Source organism: Flavobacterium sp. MDT1-60, assembly GCF_014844035.1.
GTDB lineage: Bacteria > Bacteroidota > Bacteroidia > Flavobacteriales > Flavobacteriaceae > Flavobacterium.
This window is the reverse complement of record NZ_CP062159.1, coordinates 3,372,388-3,392,266: the sequence shown is the minus strand read 5'-3', so window position 1 is coordinate 3,392,266 and position 19,879 is coordinate 3,372,388. Positions and strand designations below refer to the sequence as shown.

Below are 19,879 nucleotides of genomic sequence, written 5' to 3'. Positions count from 1 at the left end.
AAAACATTAAATCTATAAACTAAAACGCCACAAAATCATCTGTTTTGCGGCGTTTTGATATATAAAAAAACTTTATTTTACTTCAGATAAACCTCTTGTTAACCAGCCTCTTTTATTGGCTGTTGCAATAGCATATGGCGTAATCCAGAATAAACTGAAAGTATAAAAAATACTGTATGAGTATGCCCAGAAAGCTTCAGATAAACTATATCTTTTTGCATAAAATAATACAGAGAAACTCGATACTATTAAAATGCTTAAAAGTGTTGAACTAAAAAACAATATTGGATGTATCGCGATAAAAAATAGCATAAATAGTAAAAAAGGATAAGCCATAACAATTTTTAGCGATTGATTTAAAAATAGAAGTCGGGCACCAAATTTAGACTCCTTTCTAAAATCTTTAAAAACATATTGTGCCATCATAATATTCTCACGTACATTGCTTCTGCCCCATCTGATAAACATTTTATATAAACCCACATATTCTTCCGGAACATTTGTAAGAACCACTGCGTTTCTTTGGAATAAAACATGTAATCCTTGTTTCAAAATCATATTGGTCATAGCTCGATCTTCACCAATGTCAGACGGCTGTCCCATAAAAGTTTGATCAATCCATTCTGACAGACAATTAAATACAGCATCACGGCGATACGCTGCTGCTGCACCCGGAGTACAAAGAACAGAACCTAACATGCTTTCAGCAGAACGCATGAATTCAAAACTCATTACGAAACTCACATTTAGCATTTTAGGCAACAAAGCTTTTTTATTGTTCAAAACGTGAACATTTCCAGCAACAGCGCCACATTTTTCATCAACAACAAACGGACTTACAATGTTTCGTAAAGTATCTTTTTTCACAATTGAATCACTGTCAACGGTTACAAAAATTTCTCCTGTACCAAGTTCAAATCCGCGATGTAAAGCATGACGCTTCCCTTTATTTTCGGGTTGTTGGTAGATGGACAAACGATCTCCTAATTTAATTTTTGCCTGTTGCATCCAGTACCAGGTATCGTCCTTACTTCCATCATCAATAGCAAGAATTTGTAGCTTTTGTTCCGGAAAATCGCTGTCTGCAAGACTTAATAAAGTTTCCCAAACCAATTTCCCTTCGTTATATGCAGGTACAATTACGGTACACGTTGGTAATAATTCATCTGAAACGGATTCAATCGGTTTATATTTAAAATACAGATATAAATTATATAGAAACGAACCTGTTTGAAAGAAGAATAAAGCTGCAGTTAAAATTAAAAAAGGCAGGCCCCACGCGGAGTTTATTCTGTCGATGTGAAACTGATCAAAGTCTGATTGTAATTTATAGACTAAAAAAGACCCCGCAAGCATTAAGGCAAAAGTGCCAATAAGCACAATAAAACTTAATGAATTTACGTTTTTCTTTAAATCTTTATTTGAAGATTGATTCTTAATATTGAAAATGGAACTGTTAATATGAAGTTCATTTTTGTTGCAAATATTGCTTGAAGTGTAAAATTGTTCCTGAATAATTGTTTCGCTTTTCATAATGGCAATTGCTGTTTCTTAATGGCTTTTATTAAATTGGCATTCCTTTTGAATATTAATTAATGTCAAAAAATGATAAAAATATTTATTCGAAGAAATATGACTATATCCCATTTTACAAGCCTTATGCCATTATCATTTTAAACTGACAATGAGTTGATTAGAAGTTTTAAGCTAAAATAGCGATGTATAAAGATTATACACTTGTGAAAAGTTTATACTAAAAACTCAAAAAAAAAGCCTCCAAATTCATTGATTTTGGAGGCTTCTCTTTTTCAAAAATTACTTGACGTTATTTTTATCTTTTAAAATTTTACCTTCTTTAGTAAATTCAAGGTCAATGTTATTTGTTAAATCAACATCAAGATCTTTGTGGCCATAATCGATATGGGTTATTTTTTCATTTGGATAATTTTTTGCGACATAATCTTTGACAGACGCAGGAATAAATCCGGTCGGAATTGGTTTATCATCGCCATCGACTTCGCGATACGAACCGTCTTTCCAGAATTCAACTTCGGTTCCATCTTTTAGTTTTACCTCATACCCTTTTTCACCATGTTCAGCATCTTTTTTGGCAATATCAATTGTGGTATTGCTAAAGTATTTTTTAAGAAATTCCTGTGCCGGTTTAGGTAATTCGGTAGTTTCAATTTTTTTTTGTGCTTTCGCCGATATTACAAAGCCTAGTAATAAAACGACCATTAGGATTCTATTTTTCATGGTTTTTATATTTAAATTATCGTATATAGCTAATTTACAATAACTAAGAATGCATTCAAACCAATTTAAGAAAGCTTTAATTTTTTAGCAACAACTTTTTTATCTAATTTTAGTGTTCAATTTTTAAGTTTTTATAAAAGAAATGACCATAGAAAAAGCGATTAATACCGATCATCAGATTTTGACCCAAATTACCAGAAAATCAAAAGCATTTTGGGGATACTCAGAAGAACAAATTGAAATTTGGTCTGAATTTCTAACAATCACTTCGAGTTATATAGATGCAAATCCGGTTTATAAATTATCTGTTGAAGATCAGATTGTGGGCTACTATTCCTTCTTTAATCAAGATGAGAAGACTATAAAACTGGATAATTTATTTGTTCTTCCGGAATATATTGGGAAAGGATTAGGTCGGCTATTAATGGAACACTTTTTATTTAACATCAAAACAAACGCAAATACAATAACTCTTAATTCTGAACCTAATGCAGAGCCCTTTTATTCTAAATTGGGTTTTGTTAAAGTGGGAGAAATTGAAACTTCTATTAAAGACAGATATATGCCAATAATGGAATTAACTATTAAATAATTTAATACGAAATAAAAAATGGCGACAGTAACTTTTCCTACAACTGCTGACTGCGAAATTGTAAGTTCGAGAGTCATAAACTTTTCTCAGGAACTTGTTTTTAAAGCCTGGACAGATCCAAACCATCTAAAAAACTGGTGGGGACCAAAAGGTTTTACCAATACATTCGAAGAATTTGATTTTAGACCGGGTGGTAGATGGAAATTTGTAATGCACGCTCCGGATAAAGGAAATTTTCAAAATGAATGTGAATTTGTGAAAATTGAAAAACCAAGCGAAATTGCCTGGATTCGCATTTCTAAGCCTTTATTCAACATCGTGGCTACCTTTGCGAAAATAGCTGATGACCAGACAAAAATAGTTTTCAGAATGGTTTTCGATACTGCCGAAGAGTGTGCAAAACTTAGGCCGTATGTGGTAGATAAAAATGAAGAGAATTTCGATCGTCTTGAGGATGAGTTGGACAAAATGACGCTATAAATTAATTTTTTTTGCCATATGACAAATTCTACTACATTAACTATCCTTAAATTGCGCGTATGAAAGAATTTATAGAATATATACTGCAATTTGGAAACTTAAATCAACATCAACTTGACTTAATTTCAAAAAAAGCAACAGAGAAAATCCTGCTGAAAGATGAGTATTTTTCTGAAGCAGGGAAAATTGCTCAGGAAGTTGGTTTTACTTTAGAAGGAATTATTAGAGTTTGTTACTACAACAACAAAGGCGATGAAATTACCAAATATTTTATTGATGAAAACAATCTGGTGGTAGATTTGGAGAGTTTTAACAATGATATTTGTTCAAATGCTTATGTTCAGGCAATTACAGATTGCAGAATACTGGTTTTTTCTAAAAAGGACTGGAAAGAACTTTTAGATATTATCATTCCGTGGGAAGCCATTGTAAATAAAATTACTTCAAGGGCATTAATACTAAAAATAGAAAGAAGAAGTCCGTTGGTTTCAGAAGATGCTACGACACGTTATTTGATGTTTCTAAAAATTTATCCCAATGTTGTCAATCGTATTCCGCTTTCCTATATCGCTTCATATTTAGGTATTACACAATCTTCATTGAGCAGAATTAGAAAAAGTATTCGTTAAAATGCTTTTTGTCATTTGGCAAATGATTTCATTTTTTAATGAAGGAACTTTGCTTCAATAATTTAAAACAATAAAAAAATGAAGATAGTATTAATTACAGGAGCTAATAGAAGTATTGGATTAGAAATTTCAAAACAACTTTCAAAAAAAGGATTATTCGTTTATTTAGGAGCCCGTGATCTTGAAAAAGGAAATGCAGTTGCGCAGGAATTGAAAAAGGATGGATTTGAAAATATCAAAGCCATTGAAATTGATGTCACGAAACCAGAATCGATTTTAGCAGCAAAGAATATTGTAGAAAAAGAACAAGGTAAATTAGATATTCTAATTAACAATGCCGGTATCAGCGGAGAGTTTCCTCAAAATGCTTCAAATACATCCATTACAGATATTCAGCATGTATTTGATACCAACTTTTTTGGTGTAATTAGTGTTACGCAGACATTTTTAGAATTGCTTAAAAAGTCAGAGAGTCCAAGAATCAGCAATATTACTTCGGGTTTAGGGTCTTTAACCTTACACAGCGATCCAAGCTGGAAATATTATAATTTTAAAGCCACTAGTTATGTGACTTCAAAAGCTGCCCTAAATGCCTACACTATTACATTAGCATATGAACTTAAGGATTTGTCATTCAAAGTAAACGCAATTGACCCTGGCTATACCGCAACAGATTTTAATCACCACAGTGGTCCCGGAACAGTTGAAAGTGCTGCAACTTTTATCATTAAACATACCGTGACAGCTGATGATGCGCCAACAGGAATGTTTTATAGTAATGATATTGAAGATGAAAGCGGAGTTAGCCCGTGGTAAAAAACTAATTTTAGTTTATTTGAATAAAACTCCATTCGCCGTGGCTAATGGAGTTTGTTCTATTATAATAAATCCAGTAAATTAAGAGTTCCCGGATAACGTTCCACTCTACATCATCAGGATGCGCACCGAAAGCCAAAATATCAATATTCCTGTTTGCCTATTTTTCTAATAATTTCAATTCAAGTTCTTTTACTTTATTTTCGAGATCACTGATGTATTTTTTTTGAGGCAATAAGGCTTCTTCAATTTCTTCGGTTGAATAACGTGGCGTAATATGCTGTGGGCAATTCCAATCGTATGCCTGAATTTCAAAAACCATCATTCTTTCCGGTCGGAATTTATAATCTTCGGGTTTTAAAGAATTATATAATGCTTCATTGTCTTTCAGTTCTACAATTTTTGCTTTTGCATAGATTTTTAATCGTGCTCTTTGCGGATATGAAACCATTATAAGTGCTACTTTTTCATTCTTAGAAATATTCCCTGTAGAAATGTATTGTCTGTTTCCTGAAAAATCAACAATTCCAATTGTTTTGTTGTCAATGACTTTAATAAATCCGGCGGGTCCGCCACGATGCTGAATGTACGGATATTCATTTTCTCCAAAACTGGCCATATAGAAACTATCCCTGTCATCAATAAAGTTAATTTCATTGTCCGTTAATCCATCCACAACCGACATTTTTTCCATTCGGTCATAAGAATTTCTGCTTCCGGCTTCTTCCTGAATCTTTTTAATATTATCTGTAAATGCTAATTGTGCGTAATTCATAACTGATGCTTTAGATTTTCTACTTTGCTTCTGGAAAATTTTAAACTTTATAATTCCTGAATCTGTCTGATCATTTGGTTGGTAAAACCCCATTCATTGTCATACCATGCCATTACTTTTACCAAATCACCATCTACAACTCTTGTCATTTCTAAATCGACAGTGGCAGCAAAAGGACTTTTTATAATATCCGTAGAAACCAGTGGTTCATCAGTCACAGCAACTACTTTATGATAGCGATCTGTTTTTGCTTCTTCGATTAAGACCGAATTAATTTCTTCAACTGTGGTAGGTTTTTCGGTTACAAAAGTAATATCAGATATTGAACCAACGGCAACCGGAACTCTCACTGCAACACCGTCAAACTTTCCTAAATATTGAGGTAAAGCTTTTGTGGTTGCAATTGCGGCACCTGTAGCAGCTGGAGCTAAATTCATTCCTGCTGTTCTTCCCATTCTTGGTTCTCTTTTAGACGGAGCATCAACCAATGTTTGTGATGCTGTGTATGCGTGAGTTGTATTTAGAATGGCTTTTTTAATACCAATTCTTCTTCCTAAAATTTCTATGATCGGACTTATATTATTCGTAGTACAGCTTGCACATGAAAAAACGGCAACTTTGCCATCTTCGGTATTCACTCCGTGAACAACGGTTGGAGTATCTTTAGTTGGTCCGGATATTACAACAAATTTAGATCCTGCGGTTAAGTGTTTCTCTGCATCTGCTTTATTGGTAAAAAAGCCAGTACTTTCTATTACTACATCGACTTGCAAATCTTTCCAGGGCAATTCAGCAGGATCTTTTATAGATGTAAATCTTATTTTGCGATCATCAATCAATATAAAATCACCTTCAAAAGTTACTTTTTTGTCGTACTTGCCATAAATACTGTCGTACTTTAATAAGTAAACTGCATTTTCAATTGTCATTAAATCATTAATTCCTACCACCTCTAAATCCGGAGTATCCAAAATTATTTTTAGTGATGATCTTCCAATTCTTCCAAAACCATTAATTGCTATTTTTTTCATTTTATTAAAATTTTAAATATATAAAGACACTACAAAGTTCCACTTATTCCTGTCGTCGGGGTTAGACAAATTTTCCCGAAGAGTTGGCTATTTTTCCTTAAGATGTAAAAAACTTTGCCTATTTTTCAACACTAACGAGAAGTTTTATAAATATACAACTTTAATAATCAAGTAAGTAACTGTATTATTTGTTATATCCTACAATCTAATCAAAATCAGATTGCAGGATTTTAATTTTTTTTTATAGTTATTAAGTAACATTGTTTGAATAACATTTTAAAACCTATAATAATTACATTTACACTTCATAACTGCTACATCTAATTATGGTTTATAAAGGAACTTCACACGAATTTTTATTGTTGACAGAGATTAATGCTGAGAATAAAGATCTGGTATTTGGAGCTAAAGACACCGAATTGACATTACTTTGGAATACAGGCTCTCAAATGAATATTTCGATTGATAAAGTCAAATACAAATTATCTCAAAATGAAATTATTTTTTTGACTGAATTTCATCAAATTGATTATTTAGAAGTTGAAAGTACCAAAATGCTAAGATTCAATCAGAACTTTTTTTGCATCATAAATAATGATAATGAAGTGGGAAGCAAAGGACTTTTGTTTTATGGCGCCATGGGAATTCCGGTAGTTTCGATTTCAGAAACCCACCTTCAAAGCCTGGAAACTACATGGGATATTTTGTTAGAAGAAATGGATGCTAAAGACAATTTACAAATCGACATGTTACAGTCGATGTTAAAACGTGTGCTGATTTTGTGTGCTAGAAGCCTGATGGCGACCGCCAATTATGTCAAACTTGAAAATAGTCAGGCCGATATTATAAGAGAATTTAATTACCTTGTTGAAGGGCATTTTGCCAAACATCATGATGTGGCCTTTTATGCTTCAAAACTTAATAAATCTCCAAAAACCTTATCTAATCTTTTTGCTGTTTTTTCTGAAGACCTCCGTTGAGTATAATTCATGACCGTATTATGATTCATGCAAGAAAACAAATTGCTTATACACAACTGTCCATAAAAGAAATTGCTTACGATCTTGGTTATCAGGATTTACAAAGCTTCAGCAGGTTTTTTAAAAATAAGGAAGGGATTTCTCCTGCTCAATTCAGAGAAAAAGTAAATTGATTACAGATCATATTGCCGATTTGATTAATTATTCAGAATAAAGATATTTCTTATATTAGCTAAGTCTAATTACACAATATCAGCTTATTTTGCTTGTATTTGAATTAAATGAATAACATCAAAAAATAATTAATAAAGGTTCACTATGATAAAAAAACTTCTTTTTACAATCGTATTTCCAGTTTTATTTTCTCCGCTTTTCGCCCAGACTTATATTACTAATGTTACGATAGCCGATGTTGAAAAACAAAAATTAGTTTCTAACCAAACCGTTGTTATTACCAATGATTTAATTTCTAAAATTCAATCCGGTAAAATAAAAATACCTGCGAATGCAACAGTAATTGATGGAAAAGGTAAATTTCTGTTTCCCGGACTGACCGATGCCCACGTACATTTTTTTCAGAATGGCGGATTGTACACACGCCCTGATGTCATTAATTTAAGAAGTGAATTTCCTTATGAAAAAGAAATGAAACTGGCGCATGAGACAATGGAAGACAAATTAAGAAGATATCTTCAAAATGGTATTACTAATGTGATCGATGTTGGTGCATCATACAGTTATTTAAAACAAAGAGAATCATTCAAAAATAAAGATTTCGCACCATCCATTTATATGACAGGTCCGTTATTGACAACTTACGAACCTAAAGCTTATGAAAATCTAAAAGATGAAGAACCATTTAGTTTAGTTAAAAATATTGATGATGGAATAAAAATGGTTCAGGAACAATTGCCACATCATCCTGATTTTATCAAAATTTGGTACATCGCCGGAGCAGATGGTTTAGAAACCGAAGCAAGTGCCCGAAAAAATTTGCCGATCATTAAAGCAATTATTGAAGAAGCACACAAAAACAATTTAAAAGTAGCGGTTCATGCTACAGAAAGAATTACGGCACAGTTAGCGGTAGAAAATGGTTGTGATTTTCTGGTACACAGTGTGGAGGATGAAATTATAAAAGATGATTTTGTTCAATTACTGAAAAAGAACAAAACGATCCTCTGTCCTACTTTGGTCGTATATAATGGCTATGAGAATACTTTCGGACAGAAACTACAAATGAGCAATCATGAATTACAAACTGCAAATCCTTTTCAATTAGGATCGCTTTTAGACCTGAAACATTTATCTGATACGTTGCTTGTCAATAAATACAAAAGGCGAATGGATTCAGAAAAAGAGATTGCAAGAATTAATAAGGTTAATGCCATAACTTCAGAAAATCTTAAAAAACTTTCAGATGCAGGGGTTTTAATTGCGACAGGAACAGATGCCGGAAACATTGGTACTTTGCATGCTTCATCTTATTTAAATGAACTTATGGCGATGCAAAAAAGCGGAATGAGTACTTGGAAAATAATTGAGGCATCTACCATTAACGGCGCTAAAATTTTAAATAAAGAAAACGAATTTGGAACGATTTCCGTTGGTAAAAAAGCAAATCTGATTTTGCTGGATGCTAATCCGGTTGATAATATTGAAAACCTTTCAAAAATATCTCGTGTAATCAATAAAGGCGTTGTTTTTAATCCCGAATCAATTATAGAAGAAACTCCAATTGCATTAGTTCAAAGACAATTAAATGCTTACAATTTCAGAAATATAGATGCTTTTTTAGAACCCTATGCCGAGGATGTTGAGATTTATACTTACCCTGACAAATTAATTGAAAAAGGCAAAGCACAAATGCGTAAAAACTACGCTGCAATGTTTGATAAGTTTCCAAATTTGCATTGTGAATTAATTGGCCGAATTGTTCAGGGCAATATCGTGATAGACAAAGAACGTGTTCAGTTTGGAAAAAAAATAGTTGAAGCTGTTGCAATCTATCATATTGAAAAAAATAAAATTAAAAAGGTTTATTTTGTTGATTAATGAAGATAAGATGCAACAGGACAAAAAGCTCCCATTATTATCCGGAGCTTTTTTTGGTTTAAAAGCTATTTTAAAACCAATTTTTACAAGATTTAAAAACCAAAACACGAAGTAGCACTCAATTTCTTAACAAAATATAACATAACCACAGTTTAACAAACTACTATGCAGATAAAGATAAAATTTACTATTACTATATTTGTATATTAAATCTATAGGATAAAAGAAATATGATAGTAAATATGCTGGTTAAAAAAAATCTGTTCTTGTTTTTTCTCGTCATATCTATCATTCAGGTAAATGCGCAACAAAAAGATAGCTTGTCTCAGCAGTTCTTTATGAATATTGAAATAAGACCAAGGGCCGAGTATACTTCCAATTATATACTTCCTCCTAATGACTCAATCGATCCTTACTTCTATATTACACAGCGTAATAGGATTTCGATGCAATATGCAAGAGAAAAATGGCTGGTCAAATCTGATTTGCAGGAAATTCATCTTTGGGATGAAAACAATAAGGCTTCTAAAGTTGGAAGTATTAACTTTTATCAGCTATTTCTTGAAACGAAATTTAAGTCAATAAATGTTCGTTTAGGAAGACAGAGTATTTTGTTAGATAATGGCAGATTGTTTTCGGATGCTCCGTGGGCACAGCAAGGCAGAGCTCACGAAGGGATACGAATAATGAAATCTTCGAAACATTTTTCTAATGACTTCTTTTTTTTATTCACCAGAAACTATGGCAATGAATTCGAACCTACCTATTCTCCCGTGGCGTCCAATAAATACAAATATTTATTAGTTAACAACTTTAACTACAATTTTAATAACGGGTTTTCTTTTAATTCTTTAAATGTCATTGATTTTTTAGAAGATGCAAATTCAGGACAAATGTACACGCGCGCCACATCAGGTGGGCGAATAGAGCTTAAAAAGAAACAGTGGTACTATACCCTGAATAGTTATTTACAATTTGGTCACAATCCTAAAGGACAGAAATTATTTGCCTACTATTTTCAGCCCGAAATTAAATTGTCTTTACAAAAAATTATATGGCGTTTGGGTGCTGAAATAATCAGTGGTAGCAGTCCTCATTTATCGATAAATAATTCTGGGGATTTTGATGTTTTATATGGTGTAACATGGAAGTTTAACGGAAATATGAATGTATTTACTCGTTTCCCAAATGATGTTAATGGAAAAGGCTTAGTGAATCCTTATCTTTTTACTACAATATCATTAAGTCCTAAACTTTCACTCCGTTCAGATTTCCATCTATTTTATACACAATACCCTTTGGTGAATAATTTAGGTAATGAAACCTCAAAATTTCTTGGATTTGAAAATGATCTGTCATTAAAATATATACCTGTAAAAGAGCTGGAGATTAACTATGCATTTTCTTTTTATAAATCAACAGACGCAATGAAATACTTACCAAAAATACAAGATGAAAATAAGTTAGCACTGTGGAGTTATCTTATGGTATCCTATTCTTTTAATGCAGTGAATATGAAACGATATAAAATTGGATCAGGTAATTCGAACTGATTAATACTTTTAAAATATATGTATTTATAAATTTGGCTATTAAACTTTATTCTTATTTCCAATAGAATATAAAAAATAAATTCAATAGGAGGGTTTTGTCGAACACAAATTGCGGTAAACTTCCCCATTTTGGCTTTAGTTTTTATTAAAATGGGAAGAAAAGTATTGTAATTGAACTCCTGCCATTTATTAAAGCGTACATTTGAAGTAAATCATAAATATATAATGCATAAAAAAGAGAATATAAGGATTTTGCTAACTGATGATGATGCCGATGACAGGGATTTCTTTGCTGATGCAGTAGCAGATATTCATCTTAATTTTCCGATTGAATATTGTGAAAATGGTTTGCAACTTTTAAATCGTCTTAATGATAAAGAACTTGGTATTCCCGATATTATATTTTTAGATCTTAACATGCCTGTCATGTCAGGCTTTGAAAGCTTAAAACAAATTCGAGATGATACTAAATTTAAAGACATCCCCATAATAGCAATTTATTCAACATCGGCAACAGAAGATGGTATCAAGAATACTTTTGGATTAGGAGCTAATGCTTATATTGTAAAACCAACTGATTTTAATGATTTAAAGAAATTATTAAAAAAAGTTATTGAAATGGATTGGGAAGAAAAGTTAAAGCACTTGGAATTTGAATCTTTTATCATTAGGGTTTAGTTTAAGCAATGCAGTAACAAAGCCCTCTTTTGCATTGATTTACATTGATAATACTCACTTTGAAATTTAAAATTAAAATCATGCATATCTCCGACAAAACTTTACCAAAGGCTACACGCCAGGATTTTCCCATTGTTGGTATTGGAGCCTCAGCTGGTGGATTAGAAGCCTTTAGCCAGTTTATTGATGCTATTCCTGTCGATTCTGAAATGGCTTATGTAGTTGTACAGCATTTGCATCCGCATCATGACAGTATACTTACCAAGCTGCTTGCGAGAGTTGCTAAAATTCCCATTAATGAAATTACAGACGATATTCATTTAGCGCCAAATAATATTTATGTTATTCCGGAAAATAAAATGCTAACCTCTTTTGATGGAGTACTAAAATTAAGTCCCCGTGTAAAAGACACCAAAAATCAGGCAATAGATATTTTTTTTACTTCATTGGCCGAAGTCCATCTTGACTTAGCCTACGGTGTTTTGCTTTCAGGAAATGGTTCTGACGGAACAATCGGATTAAAGGCCATCAAAAAACACGGAGGTATTACTTTTGCGCAGGATCTTGATGCTACTCATAATGAAATGCCACAAAACGCAATTAATGAAGGAGTTGTTGATTATGTAATGCCACCGGCAAAAATGATAGAAAAATTGATCAGTCTTTCTAAATCAAAAGATATTGTTAGTGAAGAAAATGATCCTGACGATGAAGCGATTTTTGAGGAAATTATTAAAATTTTACGCCATCACAGCGGAGTTGATTTTACCTATTATAAACAAACTACCGTGCGACGTCGTATTGCAAGAAGAATGGCATTGAGCAATATTGTAAGTCTTAAAGATTATCTTACATTGTTGCGAGGAGATAAATTAGCATCAGAAGATTTGTTTAACGATCTGCTTATACCTGTCACTGAGTTTTTTAGAGATGCCAAAATTTTTGAGATAATGAGAGAAAAAGTTTTTCCATTATTATCAGGCAGAATCACGGAAAGCAACACTATACGCATCTGGATTGCAGGCTGTTCTACCGGTGAAGAAGCTTATACAATAGCTATCGCTCTTCATGAATTTTTAGGAGATAATCTACAAGGAAAGGAAATTCAGATTTTTGCTTCGGATATTTCAGAAGCGGCTATTAAAAAAGCCAGAATTGGATTTTATAGAAAATCCCAAATGCGTAATGTTTCTGAAGATATTCTTTCCAAATATTTTACAACTAATACTAATGGCTATACTATAAAACGACAAATTAGGGATTTGTGTGTTTTCGCAGTTCATAATTTTTTAAACGATCCTCCTTTTGCCAAAATGGATTTAGTAACCTGCAGAAATGTATTTATATATATGGATTCTTTGTTGCAGAAAAAATCACTGACCACTTTTCATTACGCATTGAAAGAAAATGGTTTTTTACTTTTAGGAAAATCAGAAACCGCAGTTCCTGCTGCTGAACTTTTTCAGTCATTCGATAAATCTGGAAAAATTTATATTCGCAAGAACGTATCAGGAAGATTTGTTCATTCGGGATTAGGAGCTAATGAGAAATTAAAAACGTTCAAATCTGTTATAAAAAGAAAAGAAATTATAAAAGAAGATTTTAGTAAAAGTGCTGAATCACTTTTACTCGCCAACTATACTCCGGCCAGCGTAATTGTGAATGAGCAAATGGATATAGTTCATATAAACGGATCTATTACCGAATTTGTTGAGCTTTCGACAGGAAAACCAACCTTCAATCTACTAAAAATGGCTCGGGAAGGACTTGCTTTTGAGCTTCGCAATGCCTGGCATAAAGTCAAAGAAACTGGGTTGCCTATAAAAAAAGAAGACATACAGATTAAAAGCAAGGGAGTTATTAGTGTAATTACAATTGAATTACTGCCACTCAAGGATACTTCCGAACCTTACTTTTTAGTGTTGTTTTACAAAAGCGTTGTTAGTAAACTGGAAACTGACTCGACGAAGTTCAGCGTGGATGAGATGTTTGAAAATGTAAATTTAAAAAGGATTGCACAGCTTGAAAAAGAATTGGCAAAAATACATGATGATGTTAATGCTATCAATGAGGATCAGGAGGCGTCTAACGAGGAACTGCAGAGTGCCAATGAAGAATTATTAAGCGGGAGTGAAGAGCTGCAAAGCCTTAATGAAGAATTAGAAACATCTAAGGAAGAACTGCAGTCGAGTAATGAAGAACTTTTGCAGATTAATCAGGAACTTTTAAATAAACAGCAGGAGATTAATATTTCTAAAAATTACACTGAAGCTATTGTAGCCACACTAAGAGAACCTATAGTGGTGCTGGATTCTGATTTAAGAATTAAAAATATTAACCGTGCATTCGCAAAAAAATACAGTATTGCAAAAGAAGAGGCAGCCGGTAAACTTATTTATGAAATTCAAAATCACCTTTTTGATAATAATCCGATGCGTGAAATGCTTGAAAAGGTACTTAAAGAAAAATCACAGATTGATGATTATCAGGTAAATTTAAATCTTTTGCCTTACGGTGAAAGTATTATGCTGTTAAACGTTAGGCAGGTAACAAATGAAACCAGTAAAAAACAATTGATACTGCTCGCTATTGAAGATATTACAGAAAGAAGGATTGCTGAAAAAAAACTGCAGGTTCTTTCAGATGGTTTTGAGGCCAAGGTTTTGGAACGTACAGCAGATTTGCTAAATGCTAATACTGAACTTGAAAGCTCTGTCAAAAAACTGCATGTTGCCAATGTCAGGCTACAAGAATATGCATACGTAGCAAGTCATGATTTACAGGAACCTTTACGTAAGATATTAATGTTTATCAGCAGATTGTTAGATATGGAGGAAAATATTTCTGATGAAGCCCTGATTATATTGGAAAAAATCAGTAAATCCTCTGTAAGGATGAATACGCTGATTAAAGATTTATTAGCCTATTCGTATCTTAATAATCCTGAGAAACAATTTGTAAAAACTGATCTAAATAAGATTGTTGAAAATATCCTTGTTGATTTTGAGTTGCTAATAGAGCAGAAAAGCATTGAAATTAAACAGCATAAATTGCCTTTTATTAATGCTGTTCCCTTGCAAATGAATCAACTTTTTTACAACTTAATTAGTAATGCTCTTAAGTTTTGCAAAAATGACGATTCAATTTGCAAGATAGAAATAAGTTCACGCGAACTTACTTTAACTCAAATTAAAAAGTTTCCAACTTTGGATCAAAAATTGGGTTACTGCGAAATAATTATTAAAGATAATGGTATAGGTTTCGACAAACAATTTGAAAACAAGATCTTTACTATGTTTCAAAGACTGCACAGCAATGAAGTGTATACTGGTAACGGAATTGGGTTATCTATTGGTAAAAAAATTGTAGAAAATCACAATGGTATTATTTTTTCTAAGGCAAAAGAAAATGTTGGTGCAGAATTTCATGTAATATTACCAATATAAAAAATGCGAGCCTAATTTTACTGGGAAGAGGCTGATTTTAAATTTTTAGAATTCACCATAACAGTCATTCAACAGCCTTAAATCTTTTATTAAAAGGCTTGAATTTTATCCTATGAAGTTCACATAAAAGAATTTTAAATTTTATACGTTCTTTACTTTCCAAAAAAATGACGCCATCTGTCTTCAGTTAGCGCCATTTAATATTGGCAGGCAATCAGGGTTCACAATCGTACACTTGATTCCAGTTTTAACATTTTTGATAACTTAAGGTAAATTTCCTAATGGTTCAAATACCGTAATTGTTCATCCTCTAAAATATTTCAAAAACAAAATGAATAGGCTTAATAACTTAGTGCAAATTCCTTTGCAAAATCCTCAAGTTTAGTATTTCCTGCAATAGGTGATTTCTTATCTAAAAAATCCTTCTGTAAAACTCCAGTTCTAATTCCCAGTCCCATTTCTGTAAATATGCCTGCAATTTCCTCTGGCAATCCTGCCTGCTGCATTCCTTGCAGAGACTGCTCATCTGTAAATTCTACCCATTTTAAGTCACTCTTTTCTATTGCTTTTCCAAGAACTTCCGCAATATCGTCCGCAGTACGATAGTCGCTGACAATATATTGTATACTGTTTTGAGTACCTACTTTTATTATATCATTGGCCACAGCCACAGCGATATCTTTAGGATGAACTAAAGCAATAGCAGCCGAGCCTGGGTAGTTCCCTCCTATTATTCCCATTTCTTTAATCATCGGTATGTTTCCATATAGATTAGTATAAAAATAACCCGCACGTAAAATTGTAACCGAAACATCTTGAAGTTCATTAAATAACTGTTCTATATTATACAAGCTTTTTATAGGACCATTATCAACCGGTGAATCAGCTCCAATACTGCTTAGCATAACTACACGCTTGATACCGGAATTGGAAATAGCCTTTGCAATAATTCCGCCTGCATTAGTTGTATTTTTAATGATGTCACTTCCTCCCATGTTAGGTGGTGTCATAGTGAAAACAGCATCACTTTGCTTAAATACGCCTGTTAAAAAATCAATGTCATTAATGGTGCCAATTGCGGCTTTTGCACCCAGGTTTTCTATTTCAGTTTTTCTATCCTCGCTGCTGCTAATAACAGTAACCTCATGGTTGCCATTTACAAGTAATTCAGTTAATGGTTTTCCAATATTTCCAAGTGAGCCTAAAATCGTAATTCTCATTATTTATTTTTTTAAATTGAAATACAAAGGTATATTTGTACTTACTTTTATACAAGTACTTACCCTAAAGTATGTAATTATGACAGCAATTAAAGAAAGCTCTACAATTCAGGAAAATAAGAGAATCGCATTACAGTTATGCCCGGTAACTTATGTTATGGAAAAGATAAGTGGTTACTGGAAGCCCATTATAATTTACCAATTATCAACGGGAAGCAAGCGGTATAGTGAATTAAGACGGGCTATACCGGCAATTACAGAAAAGGTACTAATCCAGCATTTGAAACAGCTGGAAAAAGATGGATTGGTTATCAGGGAATCCAAACCTGTAGTGCCGCCATTTGTTACTTACTCTTGCTCAGAATCAGCCGTAAGGCTGATACCTGTAATCCATGCTATGGTAGAATGGGCTCTGGAGGAAATGGAGACGTCAGATTTTAAAAAAAAGAATTAATAATCTTTCTTATACAAAATGGAATACCGATTGCTTAGAAGTGAACTATTCTTTTAAAATTTAGTACGGCACCAAAAATTAAACAATATTTATGTGCATCCAGTAATTTTTAATCTTTAAAATTAGCATTTGCAACGGTTATTGCCCCGAAAATAATTCAAGCTGCTTTAATACGGGAACCAGGGATCTGCCTTTAGGCGATAAATTGTATTCAATATGAAGCGGCTTTTGACTGATAATACTCCTCTCTAAAAAACCTGATTCTTCTAATTCACGAAGTGCTGTAGCAATGGATTGCTTGCTGGATCCATTGATTTCTCTTAACAGCCCGTTAAATCGTACCGCACCTTTCAGCGCAAGCAGAAATATCTGTGGCTTCCACTTTCCTGAAAGTTGCTTTAGCATTCCCTCTGCGGGACAATCACTATCTAAATTTTCATTTTTTTTCATAGTCCAGTTTTTTTGACTAATTGACTTGTATTTGTAAAGTTGTCAACTTTGCGTCAAAATTAGAACAAATTCATGTATAAAACATTGGGGAGTTATGAAAACAAATTTTACGATTATCTATTTCGTTGCAAAATCATTTTTAAATATCTCCGGTCAAATACTGAAAGCGTTGAAAAACTGTCTGGAAAGAAATGAAATTATTAACACTAATATTAATCCTGACCGGCACTATGACCTGCCAGTCCCAAAATACAAGTAAAATGAACGAAAATAAAACAAACCCTTTAATGTGTGACCCTGAAAGCGGCTTATGTGAGATGCCTGCTGGTGGTGAAACTTCTAAAGAAGCAGTGATTAAACTAACCAGCAAACCTGTCAAGATTATATACTATACCGACCCCATCTGTTCTTCATGCTGGGGGATAGAGCCAGAGCTTAGGAAGCTAAAACTCGAATATGGTGATTATTTTGAAATTGATTACAGAATGGGCGGACTTCTGCCAGACTGGAGCTATAACAGCGGAGGTATTAGCAAGCCTTCAGATGTTGCGCATCATTGGGATGAGGCAAGTTTGTATTATGAAATGCCAATTGATGGCGATGTATGGCTTGAAGATCCCTTAGATTCCTCTTATCCTTCCTGTATTGCAATGAAGGCTGCACAAATTCAGGATAAGGAAAAAGCAGTTGTCTTTATGCGAATACTGCGCGAGAAATTATTTCTTGACAAGAAGAATATTGCTAAATGGGAAAACATAGCCGCCGCAGCCGCACTGGCAGGCCTTGATATCAAAAAATTAGAAGCAGACTATGCCGGTGATGGTAAAATAAACTTTAAAAAAGATTTAGAGTATGCCAGAGATCTTGGAGTTCGCGGTTTCCCAACCTTAATTTTTGCTGATGACTCAGGGAATAAACTCACCGTTAATGGATCCAAGTCCTATGAATCTTATGAAAATGCACTATTGGCTATGCATCCCGAGGCGAAGAAAAAAAAGGCAGTATCTTCAGATGAACCCCTTGAGCTGTTTAAAGTTTATCCAACGCTCTCGGCTAAAGAATATGCTGTTATTTTGGATAAGCCAACACAGGAAGCAGCTGCAATTCTTGAAGAGCAGTTATGGGATGGACACTTGAGTGCAAAAACAATTAAAACAGGTAAACTGTATATAAAAAAGTAAGTTTTCTATATTTATAAAATGAAAGAGCAGCCTTTATCAGGTAATCCGGGCTGCCATTTTATTTTTAGTCTGTTATATTGCTTTAGAGAAAACTATGTCTAATCTTTAAAATACTTTTATTACGATTCTTGAATATAAAAAAACTATGATTCTTGTGTAATTTTAAGTTTATGGTTGAGACCCCATTCTGTTAAAGCTGAGATTATTTTCCCCAAACTCTGCGCATATTCTGTTGGAACATATTCTACAATTACCGGCTTTAAATCTGCATGTACAACCCTTGTAACCAGCCCATTTATTTCCAAATCCTTTAATTCATTCGAAAGCACCCTTGCTGAAATTCCATTTATCGTACGCTGCATTTCATTAAACCTTACATAACCGCTCACCAGTGCGATGATTATCCTCAATTTCCATTTGCCTCCTACAACATATAATGCATCTTCTATTGCTGCTATATTCCTCAGGCACTGTACCTCTGTGTACATCACTTTCTGACCTTCTTTTGCTATCATAATTACTGATTATCTAAAAGCACTAACCTAAAAGTTACTACTAACCTTTTTATTACTACTAACTATTTGTTAGCAAATGTACATACATTTGCTGAATAAAATTAATATTATTTAAAAAGTAAAATCATGAAAAAAATATTGCACGTTAAATCAAGTCCCCGAATGGATATATCTATTAGTAGAAAATTAGGTAATGCTATCGTAGACAAAATTATTGAAACCTACCCAGGAAGTGAAGTGAAAGAATTTGACCTAATTAAGAATCCTTTTCCTCATTTGAACGAAAATCTAATAAACGCATTTTATACCCCTGAAGAAAGCCGCACACCGGAACAAATTACTGCTGTAAAATTCTCCGACGATGCCATTGCGGCATTAACAGAAGCAGACATTATTGTAATTGAGTCTCCTATGTTTAATTTTACAATTACTTCTAACTTAAAAACTTTTTTGGATCATATTACCAGAGCTAATGTCACTTTCCAATATACCCCGACAGGTCCGGAAGGTCTAGTGCATGGTAAAAAAGTATATATCGCTTTTTCATCAGGCTGGATATATAATATAAACGCTCCTGAAATTCCGGAATTCAACATACCTTATCTTGATAAAGACTTTAATGTGCCTTTGCTTAAAGCAAGTTTAGCATTTCTTGGACTAACCGATTTTACTGCTTTCCGTGCAGATGGTGCCCAACTTGAAGGTATTAAAGAGGCAGCAATCCAAAGAGCATTTGACAGCATAGTAATAGCATAATTCGATATAAAT

Annotated in this window: 20 protein-coding genes; 13 read left to right on the top strand and 7 right to left on the bottom strand. The window is 33.2% G+C overall.

Going from position 1 to position 19,879, the window contains the following annotated elements:
- Positions 1–72 precede the first annotated feature (72 nt).
- Together IHE43_RS14130 and IHE43_RS14125 are read right to left on the bottom strand one after the other, a co-directional pair.
- Entirely contained in the window at positions 73–1,533 is a 1,461-nt protein-coding gene (locus IHE43_RS14130; protein ID WP_192184481.1) for a glycosyltransferase family 2 protein, read from the bottom strand.
- 282 nt (positions 1,534–1,815) lie between these two features.
- On the bottom strand, positions 1,816–2,256 hold the full coding sequence (locus IHE43_RS14125; RefSeq protein WP_192184480.1) for a PepSY-like domain-containing protein: 441 nt from the start codon (positions 2,254–2,256) through the stop codon (positions 1,816–1,818).
- 142 nt (positions 2,257–2,398) lie between these two features.
- On the opposite strand from IHE43_RS14125, the gene IHE43_RS14120 reads away from it, so the two are divergent.
- The 4 genes from IHE43_RS14120 to IHE43_RS14105 all read left to right on the top strand — a co-directional run bounded on the left by IHE43_RS14120 (position 2,399) and on the right by IHE43_RS14105 (position 4,773).
- Positions 2,399–2,848, top strand: a complete 450-nt coding sequence (locus IHE43_RS14120; RefSeq protein ID WP_192184479.1) for a GNAT family N-acetyltransferase — start codon at positions 2,399–2,401, stop codon at positions 2,846–2,848.
- A gap of 18 nt (positions 2,849–2,866) precedes the next feature.
- Positions 2,867–3,328 carry an SRPBCC family protein gene (locus tag IHE43_RS14115; RefSeq protein ID WP_192184478.1) on the top strand — a complete coding sequence of 154 codons (462 nt, stop codon included), beginning with the start codon at positions 2,867–2,869 and terminating at the stop codon, positions 3,326–3,328.
- Positions 3,329–3,387: 59 nt separating this feature from the next.
- Entirely contained in the window at positions 3,388–3,957 is a 570-nt protein-coding gene (locus IHE43_RS14110) for a Crp/Fnr family transcriptional regulator (protein WP_192184477.1), read from the top strand.
- Positions 3,958–4,035: 78 nt separating this feature from the next.
- The gene (locus IHE43_RS14105) at positions 4,036–4,773 is read left to right on the top strand and encodes an SDR family NAD(P)-dependent oxidoreductase (protein WP_192184476.1); all 738 of its coding nucleotides are present in this window, start codon (positions 4,036–4,038) and stop codon (positions 4,771–4,773) included.
- 160 nt (positions 4,774–4,933) lie between these two features.
- Here IHE43_RS14105 and IHE43_RS14100 read toward each other — a convergent pair whose 3' ends face one another.
- Both IHE43_RS14100 and IHE43_RS14095 read right to left on the bottom strand, forming a co-directional pair.
- Positions 4,934–5,548: a pyridoxamine 5'-phosphate oxidase family protein gene (locus tag IHE43_RS14100; protein ID WP_192184475.1), complete on the bottom strand. Its 615-nt coding sequence runs from the start codon at positions 5,546–5,548 to the stop codon at positions 4,934–4,936.
- 47 nt (positions 5,549–5,595) lie between these two features.
- Positions 5,596–6,579 (bottom strand): type I glyceraldehyde-3-phosphate dehydrogenase, encoded by a 984-nt coding sequence (locus IHE43_RS14095; RefSeq protein ID WP_192184474.1) that lies wholly within the window; start codon positions 6,577–6,579, stop codon positions 5,596–5,598.
- 326 nt (positions 6,580–6,905) lie between these two features.
- On the opposite strand from IHE43_RS14095, the gene IHE43_RS14090 reads away from it, so the two are divergent.
- From IHE43_RS14090 to IHE43_RS14065, 6 genes are all read left to right on the top strand, one after another.
- Positions 6,906–7,559, top strand: coding sequence for an AraC family transcriptional regulator (locus IHE43_RS14090; RefSeq protein WP_192184473.1), 654 nt, complete (start codon positions 6,906–6,908; stop codon positions 7,557–7,559).
- Entirely contained in the window at positions 7,556–7,732 is a 177-nt protein-coding gene (locus IHE43_RS14085) for a helix-turn-helix transcriptional regulator (RefSeq protein WP_192184472.1), read from the top strand. The genes IHE43_RS14090 and IHE43_RS14085 overlap by 4 nt, the downstream gene beginning before the upstream one ends.
- Positions 7,733–7,877: 145 nt before the next feature.
- Entirely contained in the window at positions 7,878–9,614 is a 1,737-nt protein-coding gene (locus tag IHE43_RS14080; RefSeq protein ID WP_192184471.1) for an amidohydrolase family protein, read from the top strand.
- Between the two features lie 266 nt (positions 9,615–9,880).
- A complete protein-coding gene (locus IHE43_RS14075) occupies positions 9,881–11,167 on the top strand; it encodes a hypothetical protein (RefSeq protein WP_192184470.1) in 1,287 nt (428 codons plus the stop codon).
- A 225-nt stretch (positions 11,168–11,392) separates the two neighbouring features.
- Complete coding sequence (locus IHE43_RS14070; protein ID WP_192184469.1) at positions 11,393–11,845, top strand: response regulator; 453 nt, start codon at positions 11,393–11,395, stop codon at positions 11,843–11,845.
- An 80-nt stretch (positions 11,846–11,925) separates the two neighbouring features.
- The gene (locus IHE43_RS14065; RefSeq protein ID WP_192184468.1) at positions 11,926–15,291 is read left to right on the top strand and encodes a CheR family methyltransferase; all 3,366 of its coding nucleotides are present in this window, start codon (positions 11,926–11,928) and stop codon (positions 15,289–15,291) included.
- Between the two features lie 341 nt (positions 15,292–15,632).
- On the opposite strand, the gene IHE43_RS14060 is transcribed toward IHE43_RS14065, so the two are convergent.
- Positions 15,633–16,511 (bottom strand): SDR family oxidoreductase, encoded by an 879-nt coding sequence (locus tag IHE43_RS14060; protein ID WP_192184467.1) that lies wholly within the window; start codon positions 16,509–16,511, stop codon positions 15,633–15,635.
- 79 nt (positions 16,512–16,590) lie between these two features.
- Here IHE43_RS14060 and IHE43_RS14055 point away from each other — a divergent pair, with 79 nt between their 5' ends.
- Positions 16,591–16,965, top strand: a complete 375-nt coding sequence (locus tag IHE43_RS14055) for a helix-turn-helix domain-containing protein (protein WP_192184466.1) — start codon at positions 16,591–16,593, stop codon at positions 16,963–16,965.
- Positions 16,966–17,103: 138 nt separating this feature from the next.
- Here the strand turns inward: IHE43_RS14055 and IHE43_RS14050 are convergent, their stop codons facing one another.
- Positions 17,104–17,415, bottom strand: a complete 312-nt coding sequence (locus IHE43_RS14050) for a helix-turn-helix domain-containing protein (RefSeq protein ID WP_192184465.1) — start codon at positions 17,413–17,415, stop codon at positions 17,104–17,106.
- A gap of 260 nt (positions 17,416–17,675) precedes the next feature.
- Here IHE43_RS14050 and IHE43_RS14045 point away from each other — a divergent pair, with 260 nt between their 5' ends.
- On the top strand, positions 17,676–18,596 hold the full coding sequence (locus IHE43_RS14045; RefSeq protein ID WP_192184464.1) for a DsbA family protein: 921 nt from the start codon (positions 17,676–17,678) through the stop codon (positions 18,594–18,596).
- Positions 18,597–18,739: 143 nt separating this feature from the next.
- Here IHE43_RS14045 and IHE43_RS14040 read toward each other — a convergent pair whose 3' ends face one another.
- On the bottom strand, positions 18,740–19,111 hold the full coding sequence (locus IHE43_RS14040) for a helix-turn-helix domain-containing protein (RefSeq protein WP_192184463.1): 372 nt from the start codon (positions 19,109–19,111) through the stop codon (positions 18,740–18,742).
- A 126-nt stretch (positions 19,112–19,237) separates the two neighbouring features.
- Here IHE43_RS14040 and IHE43_RS14035 point away from each other — a divergent pair, with 126 nt between their 5' ends.
- A complete protein-coding gene (locus tag IHE43_RS14035) occupies positions 19,238–19,867 on the top strand; it encodes an FMN-dependent NADH-azoreductase (protein ID WP_192184462.1) in 630 nt (209 codons plus the stop codon).
- Positions 19,868–19,879: the final 12 nt, after the last annotated feature.

What these genes read in the sequence shown, in the direction of transcription:
- IHE43_RS14130 (WP_192184481.1), bottom strand. Translation starts at nt 1,533, where the DNA reads ATGAAAAGCGAAACAATTATTCAGGAACAATTTTACACTTCAAGCAAT.
- IHE43_RS14125 (WP_192184480.1), bottom strand. Translation starts at nt 2,256, where the DNA reads ATGAAAAATAGAATCCTAATGGTCGTTTTATTACTAGGCTTTGTAATA.
- IHE43_RS14120 (WP_192184479.1), top strand. Translation starts at nt 2,399, where the DNA reads ATGACCATAGAAAAAGCGATTAATACCGATCATCAGATTTTGACCCAA.
- IHE43_RS14115 (WP_192184478.1), top strand. Translation starts at nt 2,867, where the DNA reads ATGGCGACAGTAACTTTTCCTACAACTGCTGACTGCGAAATTGTAAGT.
- IHE43_RS14110 (WP_192184477.1), top strand. Translation starts at nt 3,388, where the DNA reads ATGAAAGAATTTATAGAATATATACTGCAATTTGGAAACTTAAATCAA.
- IHE43_RS14105 (WP_192184476.1), top strand. Translation starts at nt 4,036, where the DNA reads ATGAAGATAGTATTAATTACAGGAGCTAATAGAAGTATTGGATTAGAA.
- IHE43_RS14100 (WP_192184475.1), bottom strand. Translation starts at nt 5,548, where the DNA reads ATGAATTACGCACAATTAGCATTTACAGATAATATTAAAAAGATTCAG.
- IHE43_RS14095 (WP_192184474.1), bottom strand. Translation starts at nt 6,579, where the DNA reads ATGAAAAAAATAGCAATTAATGGTTTTGGAAGAATTGGAAGATCATCA.
- IHE43_RS14090 (WP_192184473.1), top strand. Translation starts at nt 6,906, where the DNA reads ATGGTTTATAAAGGAACTTCACACGAATTTTTATTGTTGACAGAGATT.
- IHE43_RS14080 (WP_192184471.1), top strand. Translation starts at nt 7,878, where the DNA reads ATGATAAAAAAACTTCTTTTTACAATCGTATTTCCAGTTTTATTTTCT.
- IHE43_RS14070 (WP_192184469.1), top strand. Translation starts at nt 11,393, where the DNA reads ATGCATAAAAAAGAGAATATAAGGATTTTGCTAACTGATGATGATGCC.
- IHE43_RS14065 (WP_192184468.1), top strand. Translation starts at nt 11,926, where the DNA reads ATGCATATCTCCGACAAAACTTTACCAAAGGCTACACGCCAGGATTTT.
- IHE43_RS14060 (WP_192184467.1), bottom strand. Translation starts at nt 16,511, where the DNA reads ATGAGAATTACGATTTTAGGCTCACTTGGAAATATTGGAAAACCATTA.
- IHE43_RS14055 (WP_192184466.1), top strand. Translation starts at nt 16,591, where the DNA reads ATGACAGCAATTAAAGAAAGCTCTACAATTCAGGAAAATAAGAGAATC.
- IHE43_RS14050 (WP_192184465.1), bottom strand. Translation starts at nt 17,415, where the DNA reads ATGAAAAAAAATGAAAATTTAGATAGTGATTGTCCCGCAGAGGGAATG.
- IHE43_RS14045 (WP_192184464.1), top strand. Translation starts at nt 17,676, where the DNA reads ATGAACGAAAATAAAACAAACCCTTTAATGTGTGACCCTGAAAGCGGC.
- IHE43_RS14040 (WP_192184463.1), bottom strand. Translation starts at nt 19,111, where the DNA reads ATGATAGCAAAAGAAGGTCAGAAAGTGATGTACACAGAGGTACAGTGC.
- IHE43_RS14035 (WP_192184462.1), top strand. Translation starts at nt 19,238, where the DNA reads ATGAAAAAAATATTGCACGTTAAATCAAGTCCCCGAATGGATATATCT.